This is a genomic window from Salinibacter sp., assembly GCF_042218895.1.
In the GTDB taxonomy this organism is placed as follows: domain Bacteria; phylum Bacteroidota; class Rhodothermia; order Rhodothermales; family Salinibacteraceae; genus Salinibacter.
Genome location: NZ_JBDGQQ010000120.1, coordinates 1 through 24,063, shown reverse-complemented (window position 1 = coordinate 24,063; position 24,063 = coordinate 1). Strand labels below are relative to the sequence as shown.

Genomic DNA, 24,063 nt, shown 5'->3' with positions numbered 1-24,063 from the left:
AGGGGGAGGCCGGAGTGGCTCAGCCGCAGGTCGACCGTGGTGTAGTCGTCGATTGTGGCGGTGTTTTTACTGTCCCCATACTGCTCGCCCACGTGCTGCACCGTCACCAAGGAGCGAACGGGCTCCGCTTGGAACTGTACCGTGGCCCCGAGCCGGTGGGTGGGCACGCCGGGGAGCTGGTTGCCGTCGAGGCTCGTCGTCGTGTCTGGGCCCGCGATGGTGCCCGCCGTGAACTCGGCGTCCACGTACGAGTAGCTGGCCCGGGCGGACAGCGGACCGGAGGGGCGCCATCGAATCGAGCTCTCCACTCCCAAATTTCGGGCCGCACCCTGGTTCCGGTAGTACGTCGGGCCGAAGTCTTTCTTCTGAAACGGCACGAGGACGTTTTCGATGTCCTGGTAGAATACCGTCAGGTCGTATGAGAGGCGCTGGGCGCTCCAGGTGCCTGTCGCGCCGCCCTCGATCCCGAGAATGTCCTCGGCGTTCAGGTCGTTAAAGCCGCCCTGCCCGTCGGGCCGATTACTAAGTTCGGTGGTCGTAGGGGTCTCCAGTCCCGTGCTCAGGTTGGCGAAAAGACGGCCCGTTCCCAAATCGTACGAGAGGCCGACCGACGGGCTCAGCGAGCGGAAGGTCTGTGTGCCGTCGTCGTTGGCGGATGTCCGATCATTGGCCTCAAACTCGATCCAGTCGGCGCGCAGGCCGGCACTCAGTTTTAGCCGTCCGAGAGGCAAGGCCAAGCGTCCGAAGGCCCCGGCGTTGGATACCGTCTCGAATTGATTGATGAGCACGCTGTCTCGATCGGGGACCCCGCCGTCACTTTTAAATTCCTTCCGATCATCCCGCTGCAACTTGCCCTCGACGCCCACGCCCCACTGCACCGCGGAGGTCCGATCTTCTAGGGTGAAGCGTACGCCTCCCGCCTTCCGATTTAAGTCAATAACGCTGAACGGAATGGGGTTCTGCAAGTCGCGGACGATGCCGTACGCAGTGGCGTTTAGCGTGCCGAAGCCCGCGTCGTCGTAGTACGTGGCGCCGAGCTGGCCCTGCGTCACATCCTTTCCTACATCGAAGTTGAGGATGGTTGGGCGCGCCTGCTTGGGATCGTTCTGGGCGGGCTGTCGGCTGAGCGATCCGGGCGAGTTGGCCTGGGGCATGTGCTGAAGGGCCCCGACCACACGGAGGCCCCGGTCGGGCCCGAGCCTGAAGTCGCTCGTAAAGCCGGAGCGGAGGAGGCGCGTGTCGCTGTGCTGGCGGTAGCCGTCCTGGGCGAGATACGACGAGTAGACGCTCAGCTGATGGGGGCCGAGGTTGGGCGTGACCTGTACGTCCGTCTTCGATAGGCCGTACGAGCCGACAGTCTGCTTCAGGCGTACTGTGTGCTCGGCGTCTGGGGACGGCTGGGTGGAGAGCGAAAGGACGCCCCCGCTCGCGTTGCCCCAAAAGGTGGATGCGGGACCGCGAATGACCTCTACAGACCGCACGAACGAGGGGTCGACGATGTGCACGACCGACTGGCCGTCGGCCACCGTAAGGGGAATTCCGTTGAGAAGCATCTGGATTCCGCGCACGCCGAATTGCGCGCGCCATCCGAAGCCACGGATTGTGATGCGGTCCCCCAACGCAAAGTGAGTGCGGCTCTGTACCGAGAGGCCGGGCAGCCCCGCTGTGATTTGCTCCAGCGAGAGGGATGGGGTGCTATTGAGGGCCGCGTCGCTGCGGGTACGCACCGAGGCGGCAAACGAGGCGGCCTCGGTGGCAATGCGGAATGGGGTGGCGGTCACCTCTACGGGGGCCATTTCAACTTCCATGGCAATGGACGTGTCGGGGGGCGACTGCCCAGCCGCGGTTGGCGTATCCGTTCCGAGAACGAGCACAGAAAGAAACACCAGGAAAAGAGGAAGCCTAGCGTGCGATGTCATCAGGGAGAATGCGGCACTCATGCAACAAACAGAGAATGGTCTGCAACCGAAGCGGATCGTGGTACTCCGAGGGGGCCGAGCCATTTTGACAGGTGGGAGAACTCGGCGGATGGGAGCGGGGATCGCCCGGCTCCCCAGGGACGGCTTGCACAGTTTCCACGGCGAGGGGCGGAGGAGATCTCCGCAAAAGTCTCAGGCAGGGATCATCTGCAGCGGTAGGCTTTCGGCGGGACTTGCTACCACCCGATCCGGCCCGACGTGGTATCGCGCTGTGTAGAGTCGGGGAGGCTCACGGTCGCCTCGTTGGCCAGCGGCGGGCGTGAGGAAGGGAGCGAAAGATCGCTGCGCTGCTCGACCTCGACCCCAGTGTAGTAGAAAGATAAGATCTCGCGGTAGCTTTTCCCCTGCTGGGCCATCGCGTGGGCGCCCCACTGGCTGAGACCGACCCCGTGGCCATACCCCCGTCCCTCAAACACGTATTCCGAGCCCTCCCGCCGGGCGTCAAACCACGTGCTCTTCACAGGAGTGCCCTCCACGCCCTCGTTTGCCACGCGGCGGAACGTGCTCGCCTCGATCGCGGTCTCGGGCCCGTCGGAGTGGAGAAGCTCAATGGTGGCGAGCCGTCGTCCTGAAATGCGGTCCCCGAGCAGGATTCCCTCGACGGAGGCATTCTGGTGCAGGGTCAGCGTCCGGAGAAGGGCCCTACGGTTGATCCGGGCCGTCCACCGGTGGTGGGGCGACGCCCGGTCATACGGGTCCTTCTTCCCGCGCAGGTAGGGAAGGGGATCACTGTCGGTCCACACGTCTTCGTTGTCTGCCGTATGGCCCCCGCTCGATGAAAAGTACACGGCCTGAATGGGAGCCCCCTCGTAGGTTAGAACTTGGCCGCGGGTCTGGCGGGTGGCACGGCGGGCAGTCTCGGTGATGGCATCGGTGCCCCGATACACCTGAGAAGCGGTTCCGTCGACCTGTTCGTAGCTGGTTTCAGGGTGTGTACTGGAGTAGAGGGCATAGGTCCGAGCCGCGACCGCCATCGCTTTTGCCCCTTCTCGATCCTCGAACCCGTACTCGCTGGCTACGACACTGGCCACGTAGTCGTCGAGCGGCGCGTGATTTACGATCTGAAGCGCCTCCCCGGCCGAGTCCGGCGCAAGAGCAAGTCCTCCGGTATATGCGCGGGCTGACCTGGTGCCCGGCGCCAGTGTCCACGTTGCCCCACGGGTCGGGGCGAGCCGAAGCGAGTGCGCGTACAGCGCCGAGTCGCCCCGACGCACGTAAACATCGCTCTGGCGGCGCCCCAGCGTCACCGTTTCCCCAGTGCGGATGCGGAGGACCGGGGCGCCACCGCTGGGGAGACGCACTGCGAATCCTCCTCGTTTGGGCGTCAGGGTCGCCGATTCAACGGACGTCCGGTGGTAGAGGCGCACCTCGACCCGGGTGGAGCCCTGAGACGTGGGCTGCTGGGCGCGCACCCCAAGCGTAAGACTTGCGAGGAGAACCCCGACAACGAGCTCCCTTCCGCCTCCAGTCCGCCAGAGGGCCTCCTGGAGCGTCCAGTGAAAATCGATCCAACGCATTTACAGTTTGGGGGCTCCGACTGATCTTCCAACTTGCAGTCCTCCTTAGCCCGATTCGCTGCTCCTACGATTGAGGGCGGGGGCCTCGTTCCCGCCGACGTTCCACGGCGGAGGCTGCACTCGCCTCGCTCCCGACACGTCCGCACCCCCTGATCATGCTCGTCGACACCCACGCTCATCTCTACCTCGACCAATTCGATGAGGACCGGGAGGCGACCCTGCGCCGCGCCCGGGAGGCAGGCATCGAAACCATCGTCATGCCGGCCATCGACATCGCCTCCATTCGGAAGGCGATCGACCTGTGCGAACATCACGACGGGCTCTACGCCATGGCCGCGCTCCATCCGTCCGAAACGGAGGAGGCGACCGACGAGGACTTCGAGGCCGTCGTGGAGTGGTGCTCACACCCGAGCGTCGTGGCGGTCGGGGAAAGCGGCCTCGACTACTACTGGGACCGCTCCTTCGATGACCGGCAGCAGTCCTTTTTCCGTCGCCACATCCGCCTCGCCATCGAGGCCGATCTTCCCCTCGTCATCCACAACCGCGAGGCGACCGACGACATCCTCAACATTCTAGAAGAGGAGCATGAACGCACCGACGCGCCGCAGCGACTGCGGGGCATCCTCCACTGCTACGTGGACCCTCCTGAGGTGGCCGAACGTGCCTGGAGTCTGGGCTTCTACGTGGGGGTAGGGGGCATCATGACCTTCTCTAACAGCGACGTGGACGAGCACGTGAACAAGGTGCCGCTCGACCGCATTGTCGTCGAGACCGACAGTCCGTACCTGGCGCCGGAGCCCAACCGTGGGGAGCGCAACGAGCCGGCCTACGTGCGCCACGTGGCCGACACGTTGGCCCGTGTGAAGGAGCAACCGATTCAAGAGGTGGAGCGCATCACGACCGAGAACGCCCGCAAGATCTACGAACTCGACGATTGAAAAGGGGGAAGGAACCCCGAGGTGCCAAGGCTGAGAAGCCATCGCCGAGCGTGCCCCCGAGGTTGGGCGTGCTGAGCACAGACGCCCCACGCTCACGCCTATGGGCCGGGAGGACCGTTCGGCCTGCCAGCAGCGCAGACCTGCAAGAGCGACCTGGAAAGAATCTGCCGTGCCGGACACACGAAACGGCGAGTAGTGCCCGCTGGCTCACCGTTGGGTTTCCATCCCGAATAACGAATGCCCCGGTCGGGCGTCCCGACCGGGGCAGGGGAAGGAAGCCATCGGTACCTGGCGCGACGGCCGGGGAACCGATGGGGCGACGCAGAAAGCCAGGAGTGGTTACTCCTCTTCGCCTTCGTCGACGACCTCGTAGTCCGCGTCGTGGACGTCCTCGTCCTCGGAGGCCTCGGCGGCACCGTCGCCTCCGGAGGCTCCTGCAGCGGCGCCCGCGCCGGCGCCGGCACCAGCGGGACCACCCGCCGCGGCACCCTGCTGGGCCTGCTGCTGTTGGGCATCGCGGATCTCTTGGCCGGCGGCCGACCATGCCGAGTTCAGCTCCTCGAGCGCGTTCTCCAGCGCACTGATGTCTTCGTCGGCGCTGGCGGTCTCGAGCTCGTCGTTGAGGTCCTCAAGGGCGTCCTCAAGGTCCGCGCGCTTGTCGTCGGGGAGCTTATCGCCGTACTCCTCAAGGCCCTGCTCCACGGAGTAGGCCATGGAGTTCGCCTCGTTGATCGTCTCGGCGCGCTCCTTGCGCCGCTCGTCTTCCTCGGCATGCTTCTCGGCCTCCTCCTTCATCTTCTCGATCTCTTCCTCGGTAAGGCCGCTGGACGCTTCCACGCGGATCGACTGCTCCTTGCCGGTGTCCTTATCCACGGCCGACACGTTCAGGATCCCGTCCGCGTTGATGTCGAAGGTAACCTCGATCTTCGGTGTGCCCCGCGGGGCCGGCGGAATGCCGTCCAGATGGAACTTGCCGAGCGTCCGGTTGTCCTTGGCCATCTCACGGTCGCCCTGCAGGACGTGCACCTCGACAGAGGTCTGATTGTCGGCGGCGGTGGAGAAGACCTCGCTTTCCTTCGTCGGGATCGTCGTGTTTTCCTCGATCAGGGTGGTCATCACGCCGCCGAGCGTCTCGATGCCGAGGTTCAGCGGCGTCACGTCCAGCAGCAGGACGTCGTCGACATCACCGCTGAGCACACCGCCCTGAATGGCCGCGCCAAGAGCCACGACCTCGTCCGGGTTCACGGACTTGTTGGCCGACTGGCCGAAGAAGTCCTCGACCGTCTCCTGCACGAGGGGCACGCGCGTCGAGCCACCGACCAGGATGACCTCGTCGACGTCGCTCTTCGTGTGGCCCGCATCGTCGAGGGCCTTCTCCATCTGGGGCACGGTCTTGTCGACCAGGTCGCCGATCAGGTTCTCGAACGTGGCCCGATTGATATCCATGTTCAGGTGCTGCGGGCCCTCGTCCGTAGCCGTGATGAACGGCAGGTTGATCGTCGTCGTCTTGGCGCTCGACAGCTCCACCTTCGCGTCCTCGGCGGCCTCCTTCAAGCGCTGAAGGGCCATCGGGTCCTCGCGGAGGTCGATGCCCGTGTCCTGCTGGAACTCATCGGCGATGTGGTCGATGAGCCGCTTGTCGAAGTTGTCGCCCCCGAGGTGCGTATCGCCGTACGTAGCGTCCACCTCAAAGACGCCATCGCCGAGCTCGAGGATGGAGATGTCGAAGGTGCCGCCGCCAAGGTCATACACGGCCACCACCTGGTTGCTCTCATCGTCGAGCCCGTAGGCGAGGGACGCCGCGGTCGGCTCGTTGATAATGCGCTCTACGTTCAAGCCTGCGATCTCTCCGGCCTCCTTGGTGGCCTTCCGTTGCGCGTCGTTGAAGTACGCCGGCACGGTAATCACCGCGTCGGTGACCTCCTGACCCAGGTAGTCCTCGGCCGTCTGCTTCAGCTTTTGCAGCACCATGGCCGAGATCTCCTGAGGCGTGTACTGCCGGTCGCCAATTTGGACGCGGGCAGTGTCGTTGTCGCCCCGAACGATCTCGTACGGGACTTCCTCAATCTCATCCCCGACCTCGTCGTAGAAGCGGCCCATAAACCGCTTGATCGAGGCCACGGTGTTCTCCGGATTCGTAATGGCCTGGCGCTTCGCGGGAGCCCCTACGAGGCGCTCACCATCGTCCTTGTAAGCCACGACGGACGGGGTCGTGCGCGAGCCTTCTGCGTTTTCGATGACTTCGGGGTCGTCCCCCTCCATCACCGCCACGACGGAGTTCGTCGTGCCGAGGTCAATGCCAATGATCTCACCCATGGTTTCGTGTTGTGTTGATTCAAGTCAGTTCGATGTCGAAGGCGTGTCGAGTGCGTTTTGTCTCCACGTCGCCACTAGCACATCGCTCAAGAACAATGCCGCTTCCGGTTGCCCGGAGCGATCCCGTCACAATGACAGACCTGAAGGGGGGAGCTCATCAGTCGATCCGACGCCACGTCATGTGTGACGTGCCACCCTGGGCTGGACTGAAAACTTTACAGACCTGAGAGCAGGAAATGAGGGGCTCCAACAGGGCCCCATGCAAATTCTGCCAACTTTGTTTTGGCGCTGGAGAATCCTGGTGATTTGTGCTTATTATATTTCGTGTATGTACACGTCTACTGGTCTCCGATACATTCCAAATCTCCTGACAGTCGGTCGCATACTGGCGACGCCGCTGTTGCTTCTCCTGCTGACGGTTGAGAGCCAGGCCGGCCAGATGAGTGCTGTCTTCTTATTTGTGCTGGCGTCGCTGTCCGACTACTACGACGGAGTGCTGGCCCGACGACTTGGGGTCCGGTCGCGTCTGGGACAGTACTTGGATCCTCTTGCCGATAAGATTCTGATCCTTGGGACCTTCACCACGCTCGCCCTGCAAGCGCCTGAGCTCGTGCCGTGGTGGGCGGTAACTGCCATTGCCCTCCGGGATATCGTCGTCACGGCCCTGCGCTCCTGGGCCGAGGCCCATGGCCGGACGCTGCACACCTATCAGGTGGCGAAGGCGAAAACGATGGTTCAGATTGCGTTCCTATTCGGACTCCTTCTCCTCCGGGCGGCCACGCACCTGTCGCCGCCGTTCCGGCAGGGGGCACAGTGGATTTTGTACGAGAGCGCCCTGCCAGGACTCGCGCTGGCGGCTGTTGTCGGGTTTACGCTGGCCACGGGAGCACTCTACGTGATCGCGCCGGTGGAGGAGAAGCTCGACGTCGAGTGAAGCACCTGCCGTTTGGAGAGCCCGACACTCGTCCTGCATATCCCAACGCGGCCCCATGGCTGATGCGTCCTCCCGCTCCGCCCCGATCTCAGTCGAAGACCTCGACCGAGCCCGGTCCCTCGCGAGAGCCCTCCTGAACATCGAAGCCGTTTCTCTTCGCCCGCACGATCCATTCACGTGGTCTTCGGGACGGGTCGCCCCCATCTACTGCGACAACCGGCGAACCCTCGCCCATCCCCGGATCCGTCGTGTCATCGCGGAGGGGTTTGCGGACATCATTCGGGATTCCACTTCGGGGTCCCTCACCATCGCGGGCACGGCCACGGCCGGCATCCCGCACGCCGCCTGGCTGGCCGAGCAGTTAGAAGCGCCCATGGCGTACGTGCGCTCCTCGGCCAAAGAGCACGGGCAGGGGCGACGGATTGAGGGGACGCGACTGAATGCCGACGACGCCGTGATTATCGTGGAGGACCTTGTCTCAACGGGTGCGTCGGCGTTGGGGGCAGTGTCGGCGGTACAGGAAACTGGAGCCACCGTCCGGGCCGTCCTGACGATTTTTACCTACCAGCTCGACGTGGCCACGGCGGCCTTTCGGGACGCTGAGGTGCCGTGTCACGCGCTCACGGACTTCCACGTGCTCCTGGAGACGGCCCGCCGCCACCGGGCGTTTTCGGAGGAGGATTTCTCGATTCTTAAAGCCTGGCGGGAGGATCCAACAGCGTGGTCGGACGAGCATGACGGCGCAGGGTAGCGCAGAAGACGTGATCGTCCGAGCGGACAGGGGGCGAAGGGGGTGCCGAGGTGCACAGGGAGAACAGACAGGGCGGTGGTAACTGGCGCCCTGCGTTCTGGGAGGGGAAGCCCAATGTCGTTTGTGCCTGCTCTGAGGCGGTGCTCAAACCGTAAATCCTGCCGGGACACACATCGCAACTCTGTGCCGACCCCTGGCTAATCTGGGAGACAAGTTTTTCGTCTTCGATCAGATCGCCAAATCCGGGGCAAAACCTTCCTGCTGGCACGGTGGGCCGTGGCCACGACCGGTGACGGTCGGGCTTTCCCTCCTGCCTTTGGATCCTCTCCCTGGATGTCCTCAATGGCATCTTTCCTGTCCTGACGCGCGGCGGGACCCGGCACCGAAGGAGCCACAGGCCGTCCGTGTCGTGACCTGGAGACGCCGATAATGATCCCCCATCGCCCCATCAGCGGCTGCGGCGTACGCTTCTCGATTCGCGGACTGTGGGGCGTCTCCTCGAAACCCAAAACGGAGACGGACGGACCGTCGGAGAGTGCAGGAATTCCCCACATCGAACACGCAGAGTGCCCCACGCTGGCATGGGGCGATGCCGTGGAAAGACGGAGAGGGGAGCCCCTCAATTTGATGAGCGAGGAAAAGCCGAACTTCCACGTTTTGCCTGCTCCAATGGGAAGGGGCAGGGCCACCCGGCAAGAGATTGACGCATCACTCCTCCAAAAAAGACACATCTCATGGGACGCGTACAGGGAAAGGTTGCTATCGTCACGGGGGGAGCGAGAGGCATTGGGCGGGCCACGGCCAAGATGCTCGCCGCAGAAGGTGCCCGCGTAGCGATTACCGACGTCGACGAGGAGGCCGGTCGGGAAACGGCCGCGAGTGTTGATGAGGCCGGACACGAGGCCGCCTTCCTTGAGCACGACGTCGCCTCGGAAGCGGACTGGGAGCGAGTGGTGGCGGAGGTGCAGGGGACCTTCGGGGCCCCGGACATTCTGGTGAACAACGCCGGCATCTACCGCATCACCCCAATTGAGGAGGAGACGGTCGAGGACTGGCGTCAGCTCATGGACGTGAACGTGACGGGAGTTTTTCTCGGGATGAAGCACTGCACCCCGCTCATGCGGGAGCAGGGCACAGGCTCGGTCATCAACGTCTCCTCCGTCGCGGGCCTCGTCGGCGTGGCCGGACATGCCTGCTACGGGGCGAGCAAGGGGGCGGTGCGGACGATGACGAAAGATGCGGCCATCGAGTTGGCCGAGGCCGGGGTGCGCGTCAACTCCATCCACCCGGCCTACATCGACACGCAGATGGCCGACTACGGGGCGGAGGCGCAAGACGCCTCGAAAGAAGAGCTCGAAGCCATGCACCCAATCGGGCACATGGGCGAGCCGGACGACGTGGCGTACGCCGTGATGTACCTCGCCTCCGACGAGTCGAAATTCATGACCGGCTCGGAGCTTGTGCTCGACGGCGGATTTACGGCCCAGTAGCCCCTCTTTCCTCCTCATCGCCATCTCCTTCACAATCCCAGCCCACTGACCATGCTTTCGATCGAACGTATTCTCTTTCCTACCGACTTCTCGGAGGGGGCGGCCCGTGCCTTTCCACAGGCCGCCTACCTAGCCGACTGGCACGACGCGGAGCTCCACATCCTAAACGTGACAGGGCGCTACCAACACGACTACGAGGAGGACCGCGAGCGCTTCCCGGTCTCCCAGGACACGCTCACCGAATGGCTTCGCCGATCTGCCGAGTCGGGGCCGGGGCCGAATGAGCCGGACCTCTCGGCACTGCCCATCGCACAAGAGCAAGTCGAGTCGGCTGCGCCGGCCGAGGCCATTCTCAATTACACCGAGGAGGAGGCCATCGACCTGACTGTGATGGGCACCCACGGCCGGCGCGGGGTCGACCGCATGCTGTTCGGGAGCGTCACGGAAGAGGTGGTGCGCAAGGCGCCCTGCCCCGCGCTGACCGTACGGGCGGATGCAGACCGGGCCCCGAGCGAGGCCATACGTCGCGTGCTTGTCCCCGTCGACTTCTCCGAGGCCTCCGACACGGCCGTCCGACACGCCAAAGAAATTGCCATGACCTACGGCGCGGAGATCGACCTGCTCCACGTCGTACACGAACCGGTCTACCCTGCAGCCTACGGCTTCGAACCGGTGTCCTTTCCCACCGGAGAGGTCATCGACAACGTGGAGGCGCAGCTCGCCGACCTGGCGCGGGAAACAATTGGATACGAGCACGTCATGATTGAGGCCCGCGCTGGGAATCCGGCGAGCGAGATTCTCGACTACACGGAGGAGAACGACGTGGACCTCGTCGTCATCGCTACGCACGGCCGCACTGGCCTCGATCGGGTGCTGCTTGGGAGCGTGGCGGAACGGGTGCTCCGACGCGCCCCGATGCCCGTGTTCGTCGTGAAGCCGGATCGGAAGTCGCTCGTGTCGTCCACGCCGGCCGAGACTGCCGCGACACACGAGTAAAGAAATTCCCCGTCCGGGCGGAGGTCTTTACGTCCCCGCGGCCTCTATTCAAATCCTGACCTCCGACGCCTTTGCAATTCGATGATTCGCACCCTGCTTCTCGCACACGACTTCTCTTCGTCCTCGGAACGCGCCCTCGCCTACGGGGTCGACCTCGTCGAGCGGATCGGGGCCGCCCTTCACCTGGCTCATGTTCAAGAGATCTGCCTCGGCCCGTTCGTGAAAGGGAACCCCTCCCCTCTGCCCGGCGAAGGGGTGCTTCGGCGGGCCCCAGGACCGGTGATTTCTGCCCGGTCCTTCCCGGAGGTAGACTGATGGACGCCGTGGAAGGTCCTCGTTTTCGGCAGTTCCGAGATGATTTATCGGCTCATGGATTGACGGTCGATGTTGCGCTGGGGCCAAGGTTGAGCCGATCGCGTAGCATGGCGTCGAGGCGGTCGTAGGTGTCGTTGTCCCGGATGTTGAAGGCGGGGAGGTCGGTGAGCTGGCTGAGCAGCGCTACGCCTGCGTCGGTGTTGGTCGGGATGCCCGTCACGAGGTCGGGGGCGAGCCGGTCGAAGGCCGTGTCGACCCCGGGGACGGCGTACGGGTCGGAGACGCAGAGGACCGTCATGGCGAGGGCATCCTGCAATTCCTCGACCGCGATGGAGCCGTTGTACGGCTCGAGCGGAGAGGCCCCAATTTCAACGACGGCCACGTCGGCCGGGGGACGGGCCATCTGGGCGAGCAACTGCCGGACGGCCCGCCGGTAGTCCTCCGGAGGCACTGCCGTGGAGGGCAGGCCCACGTCTACGAAGTCGAGTCCCCAATCCGCCCCGGCGTCCTGAATCGAGAGCACGTCGCGGTAGCGCCCGGCCCCGCACACCTTGGCCCCGAGCACGTCCAGGCCCATCCGTTTCAGCCGTCGGGTCACGATGCGGGCAGCTGTGGTCTTGCCCGCCGACATCGAGGTGCCAACGAAGAGAACCGTCGGGGTCGTGAAGGGTTGTGCGTCAACAGAGGGGGCGGCGTCCTGCATGGTGACGGTTTCGCCGTTCCGGCAGACGTGTCCGTAATACTGGAGCTCCAGGGGGCGCTGCACCAGGGTCGACCGCGAGGTGGCCCGGCCGAAGAGGCCGGCCCGGGTCAGGGCGTGCATCCCGCCCTCCTGCCCGATGTCGCGCCAGGAACCGGTGATCTCCAGGGTGGCTTCCCGAGTGCCGAAGGCCCCCACGACGGCATCTCCCTCGGCCACCTCCATGTCCCGGCCCGTCGGCAGCTCGATGGTGCGGTAGCCGGACGTGTCGGTCACAACCCCGACCACGTAATCGCCCGTGTGCCACTCGGCAGGCGGACGGGTCTCGATGGTGAAAGATTTGGTGCTGAGGTCGGTAATGCGGGCGACCGAGCCGAAGGTGCAGCGGTCATAGATCGGGGACGTGGACATGGGTCGGAGCAGAAATCTGATGCAGGGAACAAGCGTAGAAGACGTCACGAGAACGCCGAGGGAACAGAGTGGGCCGCGTCCTCGGGAAGGGGCGGCCCGGCGAGAAGGAGGGCGAGCAGAGCACTCCGCTCCACCATTTTGTCGAGGTAGCAGAACTCGTGCTCGGCGTGGGCCCCGTCGCCGACCGCGCCGAGCCCGTCGAGCGTAGGCGCGTACTGGCTGACCGTGTTGGCGTCGGAGACGCCGCCGGAGCGGCCTTCCTCCAGCGTCACGCCAAGGAGATCCGCGGCGTGCTGAGCCCGGTCCCACAACCGGCGCGAAGCTGGCGTTGGCTCCATCGGCATGCGGCCGAACGAGCCCTCGACGGTGAGGACAGTTCCAGGGGTCGTCGGTTCGAGATCGCGGAGGGCCCGCTCGATCTCTCGGGCCTGCTCGCGGGTCGCAACGCGAACGTCGACCTCCGCCCGTCCCGTCTTAGCCACCACGTTGGGGTGCGTGCCCCCGCCGATCGTGCCCACGTTGACCGAAATGCCAGCCTCAGGGTCGTTCAGCTCATGGAGGCGCTGCACCACGTGCGAGAGCTCCAGGATGGCGCTCGACCCGCCCTCTGGATCGAGCCCGGCGTGGGCACTTTGGCCCTCAATCCGGACGATGAACCGTCCGCCGCCCTTCCGGGCCGTCTTGAGCTTCCCGTCGAGCCCAAGGGCCGGCTCCAGCACGAACGCCCGGTTCGCACACCCCGCGAGCCGCCGGAGATGACGCCGAGAGGTGGGGCTGCCCTGCTCCTCGTCGGAATTGATAAAGAGGAGAGGGACGACGCTGAGCTCGACCCCAACGCCTCGCAGTGCCGCGAGGGCAAAGAGCATCTGGACCAGCCCGCCTTTCATGTCGAACACGCCGGGCCCGCGCACCACATTGTCCTCCACCTCGAAAGGCATCTCCTGGAGGGTGCCGAGGGGCCACACCGTGTCGCAGTGGCCGACGAGGAGCTGGACGGGACGGCCCCTCGGCCGGTCGTTCGGGCGGGCGTACAGGTGCCCGCCGGTCTCCTGCGCCGGGCAGTAGGTCAGCTGATAGCCCAGGGTACGCAGCAGGCGGGACAGCTTCGCCTGCACCTCCGCCTGCGCCTCGGGCACGTCGGTCGGCGATTCGGCCCGCACTAGCGCCTCCAGGACGGCCAGCATCTGGTCCCGGTGGTGTTGAAGGTAGGCACGGACAGCGCGAGCCCGTCCGGACTGGAGAGAAGCCTCCATGGAACTGGTCGGATCGTGGGAGGGCCGAGGCAGCGCTCCGGGAGAGAGGGGCTGCTTACTTTTCGAAGCCGGCCGGGAAGGGGAAGGCGTTCGTCTCGTCGATGGTTGCGTAGCGGTCGGGGGGGAGGTAGGCCAGAAGCGGGGCATCCCGGATCACCGCCTCGTCCTCCTTTTCCGACACCCGAACGGCGTCTTTGTGGACGTGAACGGCCTGTACCCTGCCGATGAGGAGGCTATTCTCCCCGAGGTCGTCGACGCGCCGTTCGAGCTCACACTCCAGAAACAAGTACGCATCTTCGAGAAACACCCCGTCCACCTCTTTCGCCTCCAGCATGGGCAGACTGTCGAGCGTCGGCTTCCGACGCGGCCCCTCAGGGGGCCCTGTGCGTGGCGAGGCCGCCAGGCTGGCCAGCACGACCTGGGACGGCTTGGGATAGCTCACCGTATAGACGCCAGTGCGCACGGCGTTGCGGTAGGTTTTGTGGCGCGGGGTGCAGACGAACCCAAAATAGTCCGCCCAGCCCATCGGAGCGGCCATGTGCTTGGGGGCCAGGTTATACGTCTCCCCGTCCTCGTTGCGGGTGCCAACCACCACGAGGGGCGAGACCATGTAGACGCGTTCCCAGAACGGCGTCTCTGGGTCGAGGCTCAAAACGTCGGGGTCCTTTAGAGACTCCATTGTGAAACCGGCTTGTGAGGGAGAAGAGCCAGGTGACTCTTCATCTAATCTCGCGAACAACCAATACAGATTGTACCTCGCTCGTCCCAACGTCCATGTGGGGAATTTCCCTATCCGCCGGAACGAGAAGTCCTGCGGTTCCTGTGGAAAGAGACCGGACAGAGGGTCGTGCCGCGGAGACCTATCTTCGAATCACGGTGTTCGAGACGGGCTGCCCTTGACCATTCGCCGGTGCTCACAGGTGCAGGCCTTCGAGAGCGCGCGGCATAGAGACGAGATGTGACTGAACAGGCCGCAGAGAACTAAACCGCGCGGGAGTGCCTGTAGGCGACAATTCTCACCAATTCCTCTTCATCAGGCGTCCGGTTTCATGCTTCATCTCGACCGCATTCTCTTCGCTACCGATGGCTCCGAATGCGCCGAGCACGCGCGGCGCCACGCCTTTCACCTTGCCGATCACTTCGACGCGGTTGTGCACGTAACTCAGGTCGAGGAGCGAGAGGTCGAACTCACCGACACGATCGACATCCACGAGTCCGACATTCTGGCCGACCTCCACGCGTCCCACGCTGAAGAAACAACTCTCGCAGTTGAGCCCCGCGTGCGGGAACAGAAGGTGGTTCATCCCTCTGCGGCTGGTGGCATTCTCCAGTACGCCGTGGAGCACGACGTGCATCTCGTTGTGATCGGGACGCACGGCCGCCGGGGCATTCGCCGAGCCGTACTGGGCAGCGTGTCGGAGGAGGTAGTGCGGCACGCGCCGTGTCCGGTAATGACAGTGGGCCGAGGCGCGAAGCCCCCCGAGGCACTGAGGGGCGGAGATCTGATGGTGCCGGTCGATTTTTCGGAGCATCGGCCCCGCCTTCTGGCCCACGCCCGTGAGATGGCGCTCATGTACGGGATGGCGGTGACGCTCCTTCACGCAGTAGAGCTCGCGGGCGTCCCGGATGTCTACGGGCTGTCCTCCGGAATGCCCAAGCCCGTTGAACTCACTAATCGGACGAGAACGATGCTGGAAACGGAGGCCAGCGACCTGCGCGCGCACGACCTGGAGGTCAGTGTCGAAGTCCGATGCGGGCATCCGGCCGAGGAAGTGATCGACGCCACCGACGAACTCGACGTCGACTTTCTCACCATCGCCACCCATGGGCGAACCGGGCTCGACCGGGTCCTCATGGGGAGCGTCGCCGAGAAAGTGATTCGGCGGGCTCCGTGCCCGGTGCTCACCGTCAAATCCTTCGGCTCGTCCCTGGTCTCCGAAGAGAAGGAGTCGACTGGGTCGTGAGATCCCCCACGCCCGGGCGCCCGGCCGTATCGTTCGTCGGCTAATTCCTCGGTGGAGCGCGGTTTGTTTCCGGTGCGGTCCGACGGGACTCGATGGGCTTCAGGGCGCGGCAAGAGGCACCACGACAAGGCGCGCCCCCCAACCCTCCTCGACCGGCTCGAAGGAAGGGCAGCTCCGAAATGCCCGGCTGTACGATTCTTTTGCTCGGGCAGGGAGGAGACCTCCCTGGAAGACCCAATCGCCCCAGTTGGCACAGCTCCGGCACCGGACCGGTGTGGAAAGCTGGCTCTCCTCCAGTGTCCGGACTACGAACAGAGGGAACGGAGACCCTGCGCGGCCTTCACCCGGTGGCACGAGGCGAGACGCGAGCAGGCAGGGGCCCGTTATCCGCCGAGGCGAGTGAGCACTGTCGCCAGAGCGTCGAGGTCGACCCCAGACACCCCGGTGCGGACGCGCAGGGTACACCACAGGTCGAGCAGCATCATCTGAGCCGCGTGGATGGGCACTGCGATCCAGAACGACCGGCACCGCCAGACGAGCCCGCCCAGTGCGATGCCGCCCACGATTGAAAGGACGGCTTCCGGCCACGGCTTCGTGACGTGGAGGGCGGCGAAGGGAAGCGCCTGAACGAAGATGGCATTGAGGCCGAAGGTGGGCGCTGTCCCAAAAAGCACAAACCCGCGCCACAGGTACTCCCACCCCACCCAGTAGAACAGAAAGAGGGCTTCGTAGAACAGGAAGGTCCCCCAGTTCCGGACGGCAGGACGATAGTGTGGGTACTGCTGCTGAAACGCCGCCCCGTCGGAGAGGACCCACGTGCCGACCGCCACCACGGGCAGGTACAGCCCGGCCACGAGGGTCGCGATCCGCCATTCTCCGAGGCCCAGTCCCATCTCCGTAGGGTCGAGGTCGAACAGGACCCACAGCGTCAAGGCCGGCACCACAAACCCGAAGAGGCCCTGCATCCCAAACCACCAGCCCCAGGCCGCCAGTCCCCGCCAGGCAGGCGGCAGATCCGCAGCGAGGTGCTGCCGGAAAAGCTCGCGGTCCCCCAGCGTAAACTGCAGAACGACGACCACGGCCGCAAACGTGAGCACAAACGTGGTCTGCCCGTCAAGCGCGGCAAGGGCCTGCCGGAGACGCCGCCACTCGGCACGGAGACGAGACACGAGCGAGGAGAGCATGCGGGAAGACGATACAGGATTTTGGGATAGACCGCAGTATGTCGGTGGCGTTCGGACACAGGGCCCGTGTCGGGAGGATGCCTCCTCCTCCGATGATCCGATGTTCGTTTTCCACCAGACCGGGAGGCGACCTGAGAGGATCACGACCGGTGATCGATGCTCCCTGCACCCGGGCAGCCGCCTTTCAGAGCCTGACGGAGGAATCGTGGCTTACTGCGGTTGATTGCGAAAAACTACAGGGCGATTCAGGCGATGGCGAGGCGCTGGACCCCGAGACCAACGAACCCCCGCAGGACTCAGCAGGCCATAACCCCAGTGGGACTCCCTGTGGATCCCTGGTTTCTTGCCCCGAGGACAATCCCAGTCTAATCGCATCCACGCCACGAGTGGCAGCGCGCCTCAGGGAACGAGGCTGTCCGCCGAGCGCGGTGTGCCGGGCAACGCCGGGGGAGCGAGAAAGCGAGCCAGGAACTCGTAGGTCCGCACAAGGCGGTCCAGGCGCTGAGTTGGGGTGGCCGACGCAGCTACGTCGTGCCCCACGCCAGGGTACCGCACGTACTCGGCCGGGCGGCCCAAAACCTTGAGCCGTTTGTAGAGGCGCTCGCTCTGCCCCGGCCGCACCTGGCGGTCGGCCCCGCCCTGAAGGAGGAGCAGCGGGGTGTGGATCTGGTCGGCGAACGTCATTGGCGCATTGCGGTGCAGGGCCATCCACGGCGAGGGCGAGCGGTCGAACGACGGAAGGGGGCCCGCCGACAGGACGGGCGAACCGGTGGGGGGGCTCGGCGCTCCCTCCCACGGATATCCGCCGAACTCCTGAGGCACGAGCCGCCACGACGGCGCCGTGCCCAAAAGCGCAGAGGGGTCGTAGATCCCATTCAGGGCGACGGCCGCATCGAAGCGGTCGGTGTGGGCGATGAGCCAGGCCGTGAGGGTCCCGCCGTAGGACGCCCCGGCGAGGGCCTGCCGGGAAGCGTCCGTCCAGGGGCGGGTCGCGGCGGAGTCGGCCACGGCGAGCACGTCCTGGGCCGGCCCCGGTCCCCAGTTTGCGCGGTTGGCCCGCCGGACGGAGAGGCCGTAGCCGGATGTCCCCCGCGGGAGAGCCTCAACCACAGCAAAACCCTGCGCTGCGAGGTACTGTCGCTCGAACCATGCCTCAGGCGTGTGGAGGCCGTCCGCCCCGAGGGGGCCTCCCCGCACCATCACGAGCAAGGGGTGCTGGAGCGAGTCGGCGGCCAGGACGGGACGGGTGAACCACCCGTCGACGGCGAGGCTGCCTGAGGGAACGGTGACCCGTCGGGGCGTCGCGAGGCGCCGCTGGGATAGCCACTCGGCGTTGTGGGTGGACAGCCGTCGCTCGTTGCTGAAGTTGACCGTGTTGGCGTAGAGCGCAGAAGGGGTGTCCGGGTCCGTCGCAGTGTACACGACGGAGGCGGCGGTTACGTTGAAGTCATGGACGGCTCGAGAGACCTCCGTCATCTTCTGGTGGGGCGCCGGACGGACCATCGTCGAGTCAAGGGCAAACGTATCCCGCGAGGTGGCCTGGTCCGGAGACATCGAGGGCGTCGCACTCGTGTCGGCAGTGAACGGCGAAAACCGGTACAACGGAACGCCGCCACGCGAGGGGGCGGTCGCGTAGAGGTACCAGCCTTCGGGGGACCAGCGGAAGGTGCTCACATCGCGGTCCAGCTCCGAGGTGAGAATGCGCGGCTCCGAGCGTCCATCGATGGCGAACAGGCCCACCTCGGCTTGGTGATTGCGAGTGGAGGCAAGGGGCTTGACCCGGAAGGCCACCTTGCTGCCGTCGTCTGTGAGTGTGGGGGCCGCTAGGGTGTAGCGGTTGAGCTTGAGGAGGCGTCGAGTCCGGTCGCGGTTGAGGTCGACGACGTACAGGTTTCGCCGCTGCACACGATCGATGGGGCGATCAGAGGGCGGGGTTCCGCTCACCACGATCTGGCCGCTTCCGGGGAGCCACTCCGCCTGGCCGTACGTGCGGTAGCCCTCTGTCACCGGCTCGGGACGGGGGCGGGCGGGCGTCCTGCCCTGGAGCGGAGAGGGCACCTCGACGATAAAGTGGTGCCGGTACTTCGGGACTGGAGTGCCCCCCTGCGTCCCCTGTTGCAGCTCAAGACGGGTGGACACCAGGGCCGTCCCGCCCTTGCGGGATTGGTTCAGCCACCGCCGCGCCTGAATGAGGGTGCCGTTCGGGGTGGCGGCGGTGTCGGGGATGACGGGGAGGGCAGTCGTGTCTGGGCGGAGACGCAGGCTGTCGAGGACCGCACGAAGACTGTCCGGCGAAAACACATTGAGGCGCCCTGTCACGCGCTGAGCCAGCCGGGTGCGGGCGGCATTCTCTCCGGGGGTCCGCAGGGCGCGGGCGGTGTCGGCCTGGAGTTGAAGCTGCCCCTTCGGCCCAAGGTCGAGCGTGTCGACGGGGTCGAGCGTCTGGGCGTGTCGGAGCACCACCACGGTATCGGGCGGCGGGGAACGCACGAGGTCACCGGGAGCCCGGCCCGGCCGCTCGCTCAGCACAGGCCGACCTGCCTGGCGCGATTCAGAGATTGCTTGAGAGGGTTGTACGGCCGACTTCGGGACGGCACTAGCGAACAGGATGTGCTCGCCGTCTGGGCTCCACTGCGGGTTCTGGACCCCATGCGGGAACGCCGTAAGCTGGTAGGGCTCGCCGCCGCTCAGGGAGATAATGAACACCTGTGGGGTGCCCTCGACGGGCCGCACGAACGCAAGATGGGAGCCGTCGGGATGCCAGGTCGGCTGGCGGGCCCCCGCCCCGCCCCGGGTTAGCAGACGAGGAGACGATCGCCCGCTGGTCGGGGTCACCATCAACTGCGTCTGGTACACAGCCTCAGCGCCGGCCTCTCGACGCGAGCCCGGCACCGCGCGGCGCACCGTGTAGGCGGCGAAGCGGCCGGTCGGGGAGAGGGCGACATCTTGAATCTCCTGCATCCGGTACAGGTCGCCCGCCCGAATGGGCTGCGGGTTCCTGGGGGAGGTCTGCGCGAGGGCGGGCAACGGCTCCCCGACGCCCAAGAGCACGAGTCCGAGCAGGACGGCGGCCAGCAGGGTCCCCTCCGATCGGCGGAGGACGACCCGGTCACTGCACAAAGGAAATGCCAAGGTAGACAAGGTTTGCATCGACGCCAGGGTTGATTTTTCCACGGAAACCGTTCGACAGGTGATGGTATCGGTAGCCCACGGTGAGCGTCATGCGCGCCGTTAGTACGAGCCGCAGGCCCGCACCCACGTCGAACGTAAAGTTCAGGTGCTTGCCCCGCTCGTCGGGCACCGGCTGCAGGAAATAAACAAAGCCCATGCTCCCCGCAATGAAAGGCTGGACGCGCTTTGTTGGCAGATAGTTGATTCGAAATCCAACCGGTCGGGCCCCGATGCCGTACGCATCCAATCCTTGGTCGAGGGTTGCGGAGTCCTCCTCGTCCTGCGCTCGTCGCTCGGCAAGGGGGGCTGGGATCGTGTTCGGGGGAATGGAGAGGACAACGACGGGGAGGAGGTCGGCCGTATAGATCAACAGTGGGCCTTCAGGGGATTTCCCGGGGTCCGGAGGCCGCAGGGGCTGTCCGTAACGGACGCCAAGCATCCCAAACTGCGCCTTCGAGATGTTGCCGACCATTTCGCCGGTAGAGAGCGAGCCCCCTCCCCACAGGCTCAGATTCGTCGCGAATGGGGATGGGATCGACTCCGGCGCCTGTGTCGAGGCTGCCGAGGAGTCTGGGGGGGATGAGGAAGGTGTGCCTTCTCCGTCCGGGGACTGTGCTCGGCCGAGGCCACAGGTTAGCACGCCGACAAGCACGAAAAGGGCTGGAGCGCGAAAAACCAAGAAATCAGGTTGTGTTCGTCCGGAAAGATGCGTTTCGTTGATACCGGTTCGTCGAAGTGTGGCTCAAGGGCCGGACGGCACTACGCCGTGTATTGATTTCTCCGACCAATCAAGCACGCATGGACCTCTATTACAACCAGTATGGCGAGTCGGGCCCTCCGCTGATCGTCCTACACGGCCTTCTTGGAGGACACGGAAATTGGCACACCCTCAGCCGCACGGCGTTCCAAACGGTCGCTCGGGTGTACGCGGTGGACCAGCGCAATCACGGACGGTCCCCGCACGTGGAGCGTATCGACTACCCCAGCATGGCCGGGGACCTCCGGTCGTTTATCGATCGGCACCAGCTGGCCCCTGCGTCGCTACTCGGCCACTCGATGGGAGGGAAGACTGCGATGCAGACGGCTCTGTCCCATCCCGGCCGGGTCGACCGGCTCATCGTCGTCGACATGGCCCCGAAGGCGTACCCGCCCCACCACACGCAGCTGCTGGAGGCGGTGGCCCGCATCGACCCCACAGACTACGAGCGTCGGGACGAGATCGACGCCGCACTCGCTGAGGACGTTCCCTCGTGGCCCATTCGCCAGTTCCTCCTCAAAAACCTCAATTACGACGGCGAGCAGTACACGTGGCGAATGAACCTGGACGCCATTCGGGCCCACTACGACGAGATCACAGCGGCCATCACGGCCGATACGACCTTCGACGGACCGACCCTCTTCGTGCGAGGCGGCGAGTCCGAATACGTTGCCGAGGAGGACCGCGACGAAATTCGGGGTCTATTTCCCAACGCTGAGCTCGTAACCATCGAGGAGGCGGGCCACTGGGTGCACGCCGACGCCCCCGACGCTCTGGCCGAGGTCGTTACGGACTTCCTGACCGACGCAGGCTGACTGGGAGGATCGAGGAGCAAATACCGCAAGGGGCAACGCCACAGGGCTCGTGTCGTGGGCGCCACTCCGCCCCTCTCCACGGAACCGAGATTCTTTGTGTCCCCCGGCTCTGCCGTTCCGTGCTCCTCGGACAGGGCCAGCGGGCAATCCGGAAACATGCGCCTCGATCTCTGCCCACGCGCACAGCCCGCAGTGCCCGTGCGGGGTCGACACGCCGCGTGCTGTGTCGTAGGTTGGGAACGCGACGTTCCAATCACAACCTGCCCCACGCTCTCCATGGACCTTGGACTCACGGACTGCACCGCCTTCGTCGCTGGCGCCAGCAAAGGATTGGGCCGCGCCGCCGCCCGCGAGCTTGCCCAGGAAGGGTGTCGAGTGGCTCTGTGCTCGCGCGACGAGGGCCGCATCACGAAGGCCGCGACTGCGATCGAGGCAGACACGGAGGGGGAGGTCCTTCCGCTCGTGTGCGACGTGACCGACGAGGAGCAGATCAACACTGCCATCGACGAGACGATCGATGCCTTCGGGGATCTCCACGTGCTCGTTACCAACGCTGGGGGACCGCCCTCCGGCGCGGCGACGGAGCTCGACCCGGCAGACTACCGCGATGCCGTCGAGCTCAACCTAATGAGTACGATTGCGCTCTGCGACGCGGCGCTTCCCCACCTCCGTACCGCGGCGGCTGAGGACGACCACGCCCGCATTATCATGGTCACGAGTGTGTCGGCGAAACAGCCGATTCCGACACTCGCGCTCTCAAACACCGCACGCGCTGGTGTGCAGGGGTACGCCAAGAGCCTCGCTGAAGACGTGGGCCCGGCCGGCATCACCGTAAACACGGTCTTGCCCGGATACACGCGCACTCAGCGGCTCGAGGACTTGGCCGAGGACATTGAGGATCGAACGGGCCAGTCCCGCGCAGAGGTGGAGGCAGGGTGGTCAGAAGAGAATGCCCTTCCTCGAATCGGGGAGCCCGATGAGTTCGCCGCCATGGTCGCCTTCCTGGCCAGTGCGCGTGCAGGATACATTACGGGGGCGGCTTTTCCCGTCGATGGGGGACGGAGCAAACACGTGCTCTGAGGGAGATTCGCGCCCGGGCGATCAGACAGAAAATAAAAAAGCCCCGGACCGCGGGGCGGGGAGGGGAGGGTAACGGTCCGGGGCGTAGGGGACAGGGGACGGTGGTAACCGATGGCCACCACCCTCCGACAACTCACGCATGTATAGGTGTGCGATTATCCTTTGCTCCGGCAACATTCAGTGAATCGGGAGGATTAAATGGAATTTTGCAGATCGAGGCCCGGGCGAGGAGGCTCAGTCGGTGTTCAGGAACGCATTTAGATCCCGGAACAGCGGGGCTGGCGCTTCCCAGTGGGGGAGGAGGCCACCGGGCAGGGACTCGTGACTGAGATCGCGGGCATTCCGGCCAAGCAGCGCAGGGAGGTGCTCGAACGATTGGACCGTCGAGGTCGGCGCCTCAGGGGTGAGAAGGAGGGTAGGGCGGTACAGGCGCGCGTAGACGGACTCCGCGACGTCGTCCAGAAAGAGCGTACCGTCGACGAAGCGGAGCGGGGCACGGTGTGCCCCGCGAGCACCGGCTGTGGTCGCAGCGTAGTCGAGAAGCTCATCCGGAATGGCGTCGGCATCTAGAAAAATCTGGCGGGCGTAGAAGTCCCGAAGCGACGACCGGCGCGTCAGTCGGTAGTAGAAGAGCTCAAAGATCCCGGTTTGGGCCGCCAGCGTCAGTCCGAGGCGCCCAGGCCAGGAGGGCCCCCGAGACTCAGAGAGTCCGGTGGGGGAAAGAAGAACGAGCCGACGAACCAGCGGGGCGGCCTGGAGGGACACTTGTGCTGCGTACTCGCCCCCCAGCGACAGGGCCACGAGGTCGGCTGGTGCATCGACCGTCTCGGTCAGGAAGTGGTACAGCTGCTGCCGGTACAGGGCGGGAGTGTAGTTGAGCGCACCCCGGGACGAGCGCCCGAAGCCCAACCAGTCGAGCGCGTAGACGGGACGTTCGGTGGTGGCGACCAGGTGCTCCGCGATAGGCTTCATCTCGAAGCTCGACGCCACCGCATTAAAGCTGTGGAGCAGGACGATGGGCGGACCGGTTCCGGGCCGAACATAGTATTGCGAGCGTCCGCCCGGACCCTCTAAGGGACGGGCGTCCAGGCCGAGGGCAGGCGGGAGCGAAAAAGGAGGGGGCAGTTGCTGCCGGTAGGTCCACGCCGCGACCGACAGCCCGGCGTAGGCCCCCGCTGCGGTCGCTCCCGTCGCAACGGCCGTGCGGCCAGGAAAGGACGAGGAAGAGGGATCGAGCATTGGAGGAGGAGAGCGGCGGGCATGAGTCGCCAAGTTCGAACGCTGATTCGGTGCCGACGTTCGAAGCGGAACCGTCTCAATTGCATCAACTACGCCATTGTGGGCGCGATACCACTGGCGCCGATGACCCGACACCCCTGTAGCTCAACTGGATAGAGCGGTGGCCTCCTAAGCCGCAAGTCCTGGTTCGAGTCCAGGCAGTGAGCCGCGCAAGCGGCGGATTCCGAATACTCATGTTCTTTTAACATTGAGG

19 protein-coding genes and 1 tRNA gene are annotated in these 24,063 nt (G+C 65.2%); 10 read left to right on the top strand and 10 right to left on the bottom strand.

Annotated features, from left to right (window positions below; translation table 11 throughout):
- Together ABEL04_RS10825 and ABEL04_RS10820 are read right to left on the bottom strand one after the other, a co-directional pair.
- The coding region (locus ABEL04_RS10825; RefSeq protein ID WP_375802407.1) for a TonB-dependent receptor family protein at positions 1-1,940 on the bottom strand (1,940 nt) is incomplete at its 3' end.
- Between the two features lie 215 nt (positions 1,941-2,155).
- Complete coding sequence (locus ABEL04_RS10820; RefSeq protein WP_375802406.1) at positions 2,156-3,496, bottom strand: SpoIID/LytB domain-containing protein; 1,341 nt, start codon at positions 3,494-3,496, stop codon at positions 2,156-2,158.
- Between the two features lie 155 nt (positions 3,497-3,651).
- Between ABEL04_RS10820 and ABEL04_RS10815 the strand changes: the two genes are divergently transcribed.
- Positions 3,652-4,434, top strand: coding sequence for a TatD family hydrolase (locus ABEL04_RS10815; RefSeq protein ID WP_375802405.1), 783 nt, complete (start codon positions 3,652-3,654; stop codon positions 4,432-4,434).
- Positions 4,435-4,773: 339 nt separating this feature from the next.
- Here ABEL04_RS10815 and dnaK read toward each other — a convergent pair whose 3' ends face one another.
- Entirely contained in the window at positions 4,774-6,750 is a 1,977-nt protein-coding gene (gene dnaK / locus ABEL04_RS10810; protein ID WP_375802404.1) for a molecular chaperone DnaK, read from the bottom strand.
- 328 nt (positions 6,751-7,078) lie between these two features.
- On the opposite strand from dnaK, the gene pgsA reads away from it, so the two are divergent.
- From pgsA to ABEL04_RS10785, 5 genes are all read left to right on the top strand, one after another.
- On the top strand, positions 7,079-7,684 hold the full coding sequence (pgsA, locus tag ABEL04_RS10805; RefSeq protein WP_375802403.1) for a CDP-diacylglycerol--glycerol-3-phosphate 3-phosphatidyltransferase: 606 nt from the start codon (positions 7,079-7,081) through the stop codon (positions 7,682-7,684).
- A 55-nt stretch (positions 7,685-7,739) separates the two neighbouring features.
- Positions 7,740-8,435 carry an orotate phosphoribosyltransferase gene (gene pyrE / locus ABEL04_RS10800; RefSeq protein ID WP_375802402.1) on the top strand — a complete coding sequence of 232 codons (696 nt, stop codon included), beginning with the start codon at positions 7,740-7,742 and terminating at the stop codon, positions 8,433-8,435.
- Between the two features lie 734 nt (positions 8,436-9,169).
- On the top strand, positions 9,170-9,925 hold the full coding sequence (locus tag ABEL04_RS10795; RefSeq protein WP_375802401.1) for an SDR family NAD(P)-dependent oxidoreductase: 756 nt from the start codon (positions 9,170-9,172) through the stop codon (positions 9,923-9,925).
- Positions 9,926-9,976: 51 nt separating this feature from the next.
- A complete protein-coding gene (locus ABEL04_RS10790; RefSeq protein ID WP_375802400.1) occupies positions 9,977-10,921 on the top strand; it encodes a universal stress protein in 945 nt (314 codons plus the stop codon).
- A gap of 81 nt (positions 10,922-11,002) precedes the next feature.
- On the top strand, positions 11,003-11,236 hold the full coding sequence (locus tag ABEL04_RS10785; protein WP_375802399.1) for a universal stress protein: 234 nt from the start codon (positions 11,003-11,005) through the stop codon (positions 11,234-11,236).
- A 52-nt stretch (positions 11,237-11,288) separates the two neighbouring features.
- Here the strand turns inward: ABEL04_RS10785 and ABEL04_RS10780 are convergent, their stop codons facing one another.
- The 3 genes from ABEL04_RS10780 to ABEL04_RS10770 are packed head-to-tail and all read right to left on the bottom strand — an operon-like array spanning position 11,289 to position 14,279.
- A complete protein-coding gene (locus tag ABEL04_RS10780; RefSeq protein ID WP_375802398.1) occupies positions 11,289-12,347 on the bottom strand; it encodes a hypothetical protein in 1,059 nt (352 codons plus the stop codon).
- 44 nt (positions 12,348-12,391) lie between these two features.
- Positions 12,392-13,600 carry a M20 family metallopeptidase gene (locus tag ABEL04_RS10775; protein ID WP_375802397.1) on the bottom strand — a complete coding sequence of 403 codons (1,209 nt, stop codon included), beginning with the start codon at positions 13,598-13,600 and terminating at the stop codon, positions 12,392-12,394.
- Positions 13,601-13,655: 55 nt separating this feature from the next.
- Positions 13,656-14,279 carry a flavin reductase family protein gene (locus tag ABEL04_RS10770; protein ID WP_375802396.1) on the bottom strand — a complete coding sequence of 208 codons (624 nt, stop codon included), beginning with the start codon at positions 14,277-14,279 and terminating at the stop codon, positions 13,656-13,658.
- Positions 14,280-14,649: 370 nt separating this feature from the next.
- Between ABEL04_RS10770 and ABEL04_RS10765 the strand changes: the two genes are divergently transcribed.
- Positions 14,650-15,564 (top strand): universal stress protein, encoded by a 915-nt coding sequence (locus tag ABEL04_RS10765; RefSeq protein WP_375802395.1) that lies wholly within the window; start codon positions 14,650-14,652, stop codon positions 15,562-15,564.
- A 383-nt stretch (positions 15,565-15,947) separates the two neighbouring features.
- On the opposite strand, the gene ABEL04_RS10760 is transcribed toward ABEL04_RS10765, so the two are convergent.
- From ABEL04_RS10760 to ABEL04_RS10750, 3 genes are all read right to left on the bottom strand, one after another.
- Complete coding sequence (locus ABEL04_RS10760; protein WP_375802394.1) at positions 15,948-16,748, bottom strand: lysostaphin resistance A-like protein; 801 nt, start codon at positions 16,746-16,748, stop codon at positions 15,948-15,950.
- Between the two features lie 399 nt (positions 16,749-17,147).
- Positions 17,148-19,898 carry a S9 family peptidase gene (locus ABEL04_RS10755; protein ID WP_375802393.1) on the bottom strand — a complete coding sequence of 917 codons (2,751 nt, stop codon included), beginning with the start codon at positions 19,896-19,898 and terminating at the stop codon, positions 17,148-17,150.
- Positions 19,858-20,391: an acyloxyacyl hydrolase gene (locus ABEL04_RS10750; protein WP_375802392.1), complete on the bottom strand. Its 534-nt coding sequence runs from the start codon at positions 20,389-20,391 to the stop codon at positions 19,858-19,860. Before ABEL04_RS10750 ends, ABEL04_RS10755 begins: the two co-directional genes overlap by 41 nt.
- A gap of 326 nt (positions 20,392-20,717) precedes the next feature.
- Here ABEL04_RS10750 and ABEL04_RS10745 point away from each other — a divergent pair, with 326 nt between their 5' ends.
- Positions 20,718-21,491 (top strand): alpha/beta fold hydrolase, encoded by a 774-nt coding sequence (locus ABEL04_RS10745; protein WP_375802391.1) that lies wholly within the window; start codon positions 20,718-20,720, stop codon positions 21,489-21,491.
- 276 nt (positions 21,492-21,767) lie between these two features.
- A complete protein-coding gene (locus tag ABEL04_RS10740; protein WP_375802390.1) occupies positions 21,768-22,571 on the top strand; it encodes an SDR family oxidoreductase in 804 nt (267 codons plus the stop codon).
- Positions 22,572-22,805: 234 nt separating this feature from the next.
- Here ABEL04_RS10740 and ABEL04_RS10735 read toward each other — a convergent pair whose 3' ends face one another.
- Positions 22,806-23,810, bottom strand: coding sequence for an alpha/beta fold hydrolase (locus ABEL04_RS10735; RefSeq protein ID WP_375802389.1), 1,005 nt, complete (start codon positions 23,808-23,810; stop codon positions 22,806-22,808).
- A 138-nt stretch (positions 23,811-23,948) separates the two neighbouring features.
- On the opposite strand from ABEL04_RS10735, the gene ABEL04_RS10730 reads away from it, so the two are divergent.
- Positions 23,949-24,014, top strand: a tRNA-Arg gene (locus ABEL04_RS10730).
- The last annotated feature ends 49 nt before the right edge of the window (positions 24,015-24,063 follow it).

Coding starts and splice junctions, on each gene's coding strand:
- ABEL04_RS10820 (WP_375802406.1), bottom strand. CDS start 3,496: ATGCGTTGGATCGATTTTCACTGGACGCTCCAGGAGGCCCTCTGGCGG.
- ABEL04_RS10815 (WP_375802405.1), top strand. CDS start 3,652: ATGCTCGTCGACACCCACGCTCATCTCTACCTCGACCAATTCGATGAG.
- dnaK (WP_375802404.1), bottom strand. CDS start 6,750: ATGGGTGAGATCATTGGCATTGACCTCGGCACGACGAACTCCGTCGTG.
- pgsA (WP_375802403.1), top strand. CDS start 7,079: ATGTACACGTCTACTGGTCTCCGATACATTCCAAATCTCCTGACAGTC.
- pyrE (WP_375802402.1), top strand. CDS start 7,740: ATGGCTGATGCGTCCTCCCGCTCCGCCCCGATCTCAGTCGAAGACCTC.
- ABEL04_RS10795 (WP_375802401.1), top strand. CDS start 9,170: ATGGGACGCGTACAGGGAAAGGTTGCTATCGTCACGGGGGGAGCGAGA.
- ABEL04_RS10790 (WP_375802400.1), top strand. CDS start 9,977: ATGCTTTCGATCGAACGTATTCTCTTTCCTACCGACTTCTCGGAGGGG.
- ABEL04_RS10785 (WP_375802399.1), top strand. CDS start 11,003: ATGATTCGCACCCTGCTTCTCGCACACGACTTCTCTTCGTCCTCGGAA.
- ABEL04_RS10780 (WP_375802398.1), bottom strand. CDS start 12,347: ATGTCCACGTCCCCGATCTATGACCGCTGCACCTTCGGCTCGGTCGCC.
- ABEL04_RS10775 (WP_375802397.1), bottom strand. CDS start 13,600: ATGGAGGCTTCTCTCCAGTCCGGACGGGCTCGCGCTGTCCGTGCCTAC.
- ABEL04_RS10770 (WP_375802396.1), bottom strand. CDS start 14,279: ATGGAGTCTCTAAAGGACCCCGACGTTTTGAGCCTCGACCCAGAGACG.
- ABEL04_RS10765 (WP_375802395.1), top strand. CDS start 14,650: ATGCTTCATCTCGACCGCATTCTCTTCGCTACCGATGGCTCCGAATGC.
- ABEL04_RS10760 (WP_375802394.1), bottom strand. CDS start 16,748: ATGCTCTCCTCGCTCGTGTCTCGTCTCCGTGCCGAGTGGCGGCGTCTC.
- ABEL04_RS10755 (WP_375802393.1), bottom strand. CDS start 19,898: ATGCAAACCTTGTCTACCTTGGCATTTCCTTTGTGCAGTGACCGGGTC.
- ABEL04_RS10750 (WP_375802392.1), bottom strand. CDS start 20,391: ATGGTCGGCAACATCTCGAAGGCGCAGTTTGGGATGCTTGGCGTCCGT.
- ABEL04_RS10745 (WP_375802391.1), top strand. CDS start 20,718: ATGGACCTCTATTACAACCAGTATGGCGAGTCGGGCCCTCCGCTGATC.
- ABEL04_RS10740 (WP_375802390.1), top strand. CDS start 21,768: ATGGACCTTGGACTCACGGACTGCACCGCCTTCGTCGCTGGCGCCAGC.
- ABEL04_RS10735 (WP_375802389.1), bottom strand. CDS start 23,810: ATGCTCGATCCCTCTTCCTCGTCCTTTCCTGGCCGCACGGCCGTTGCG.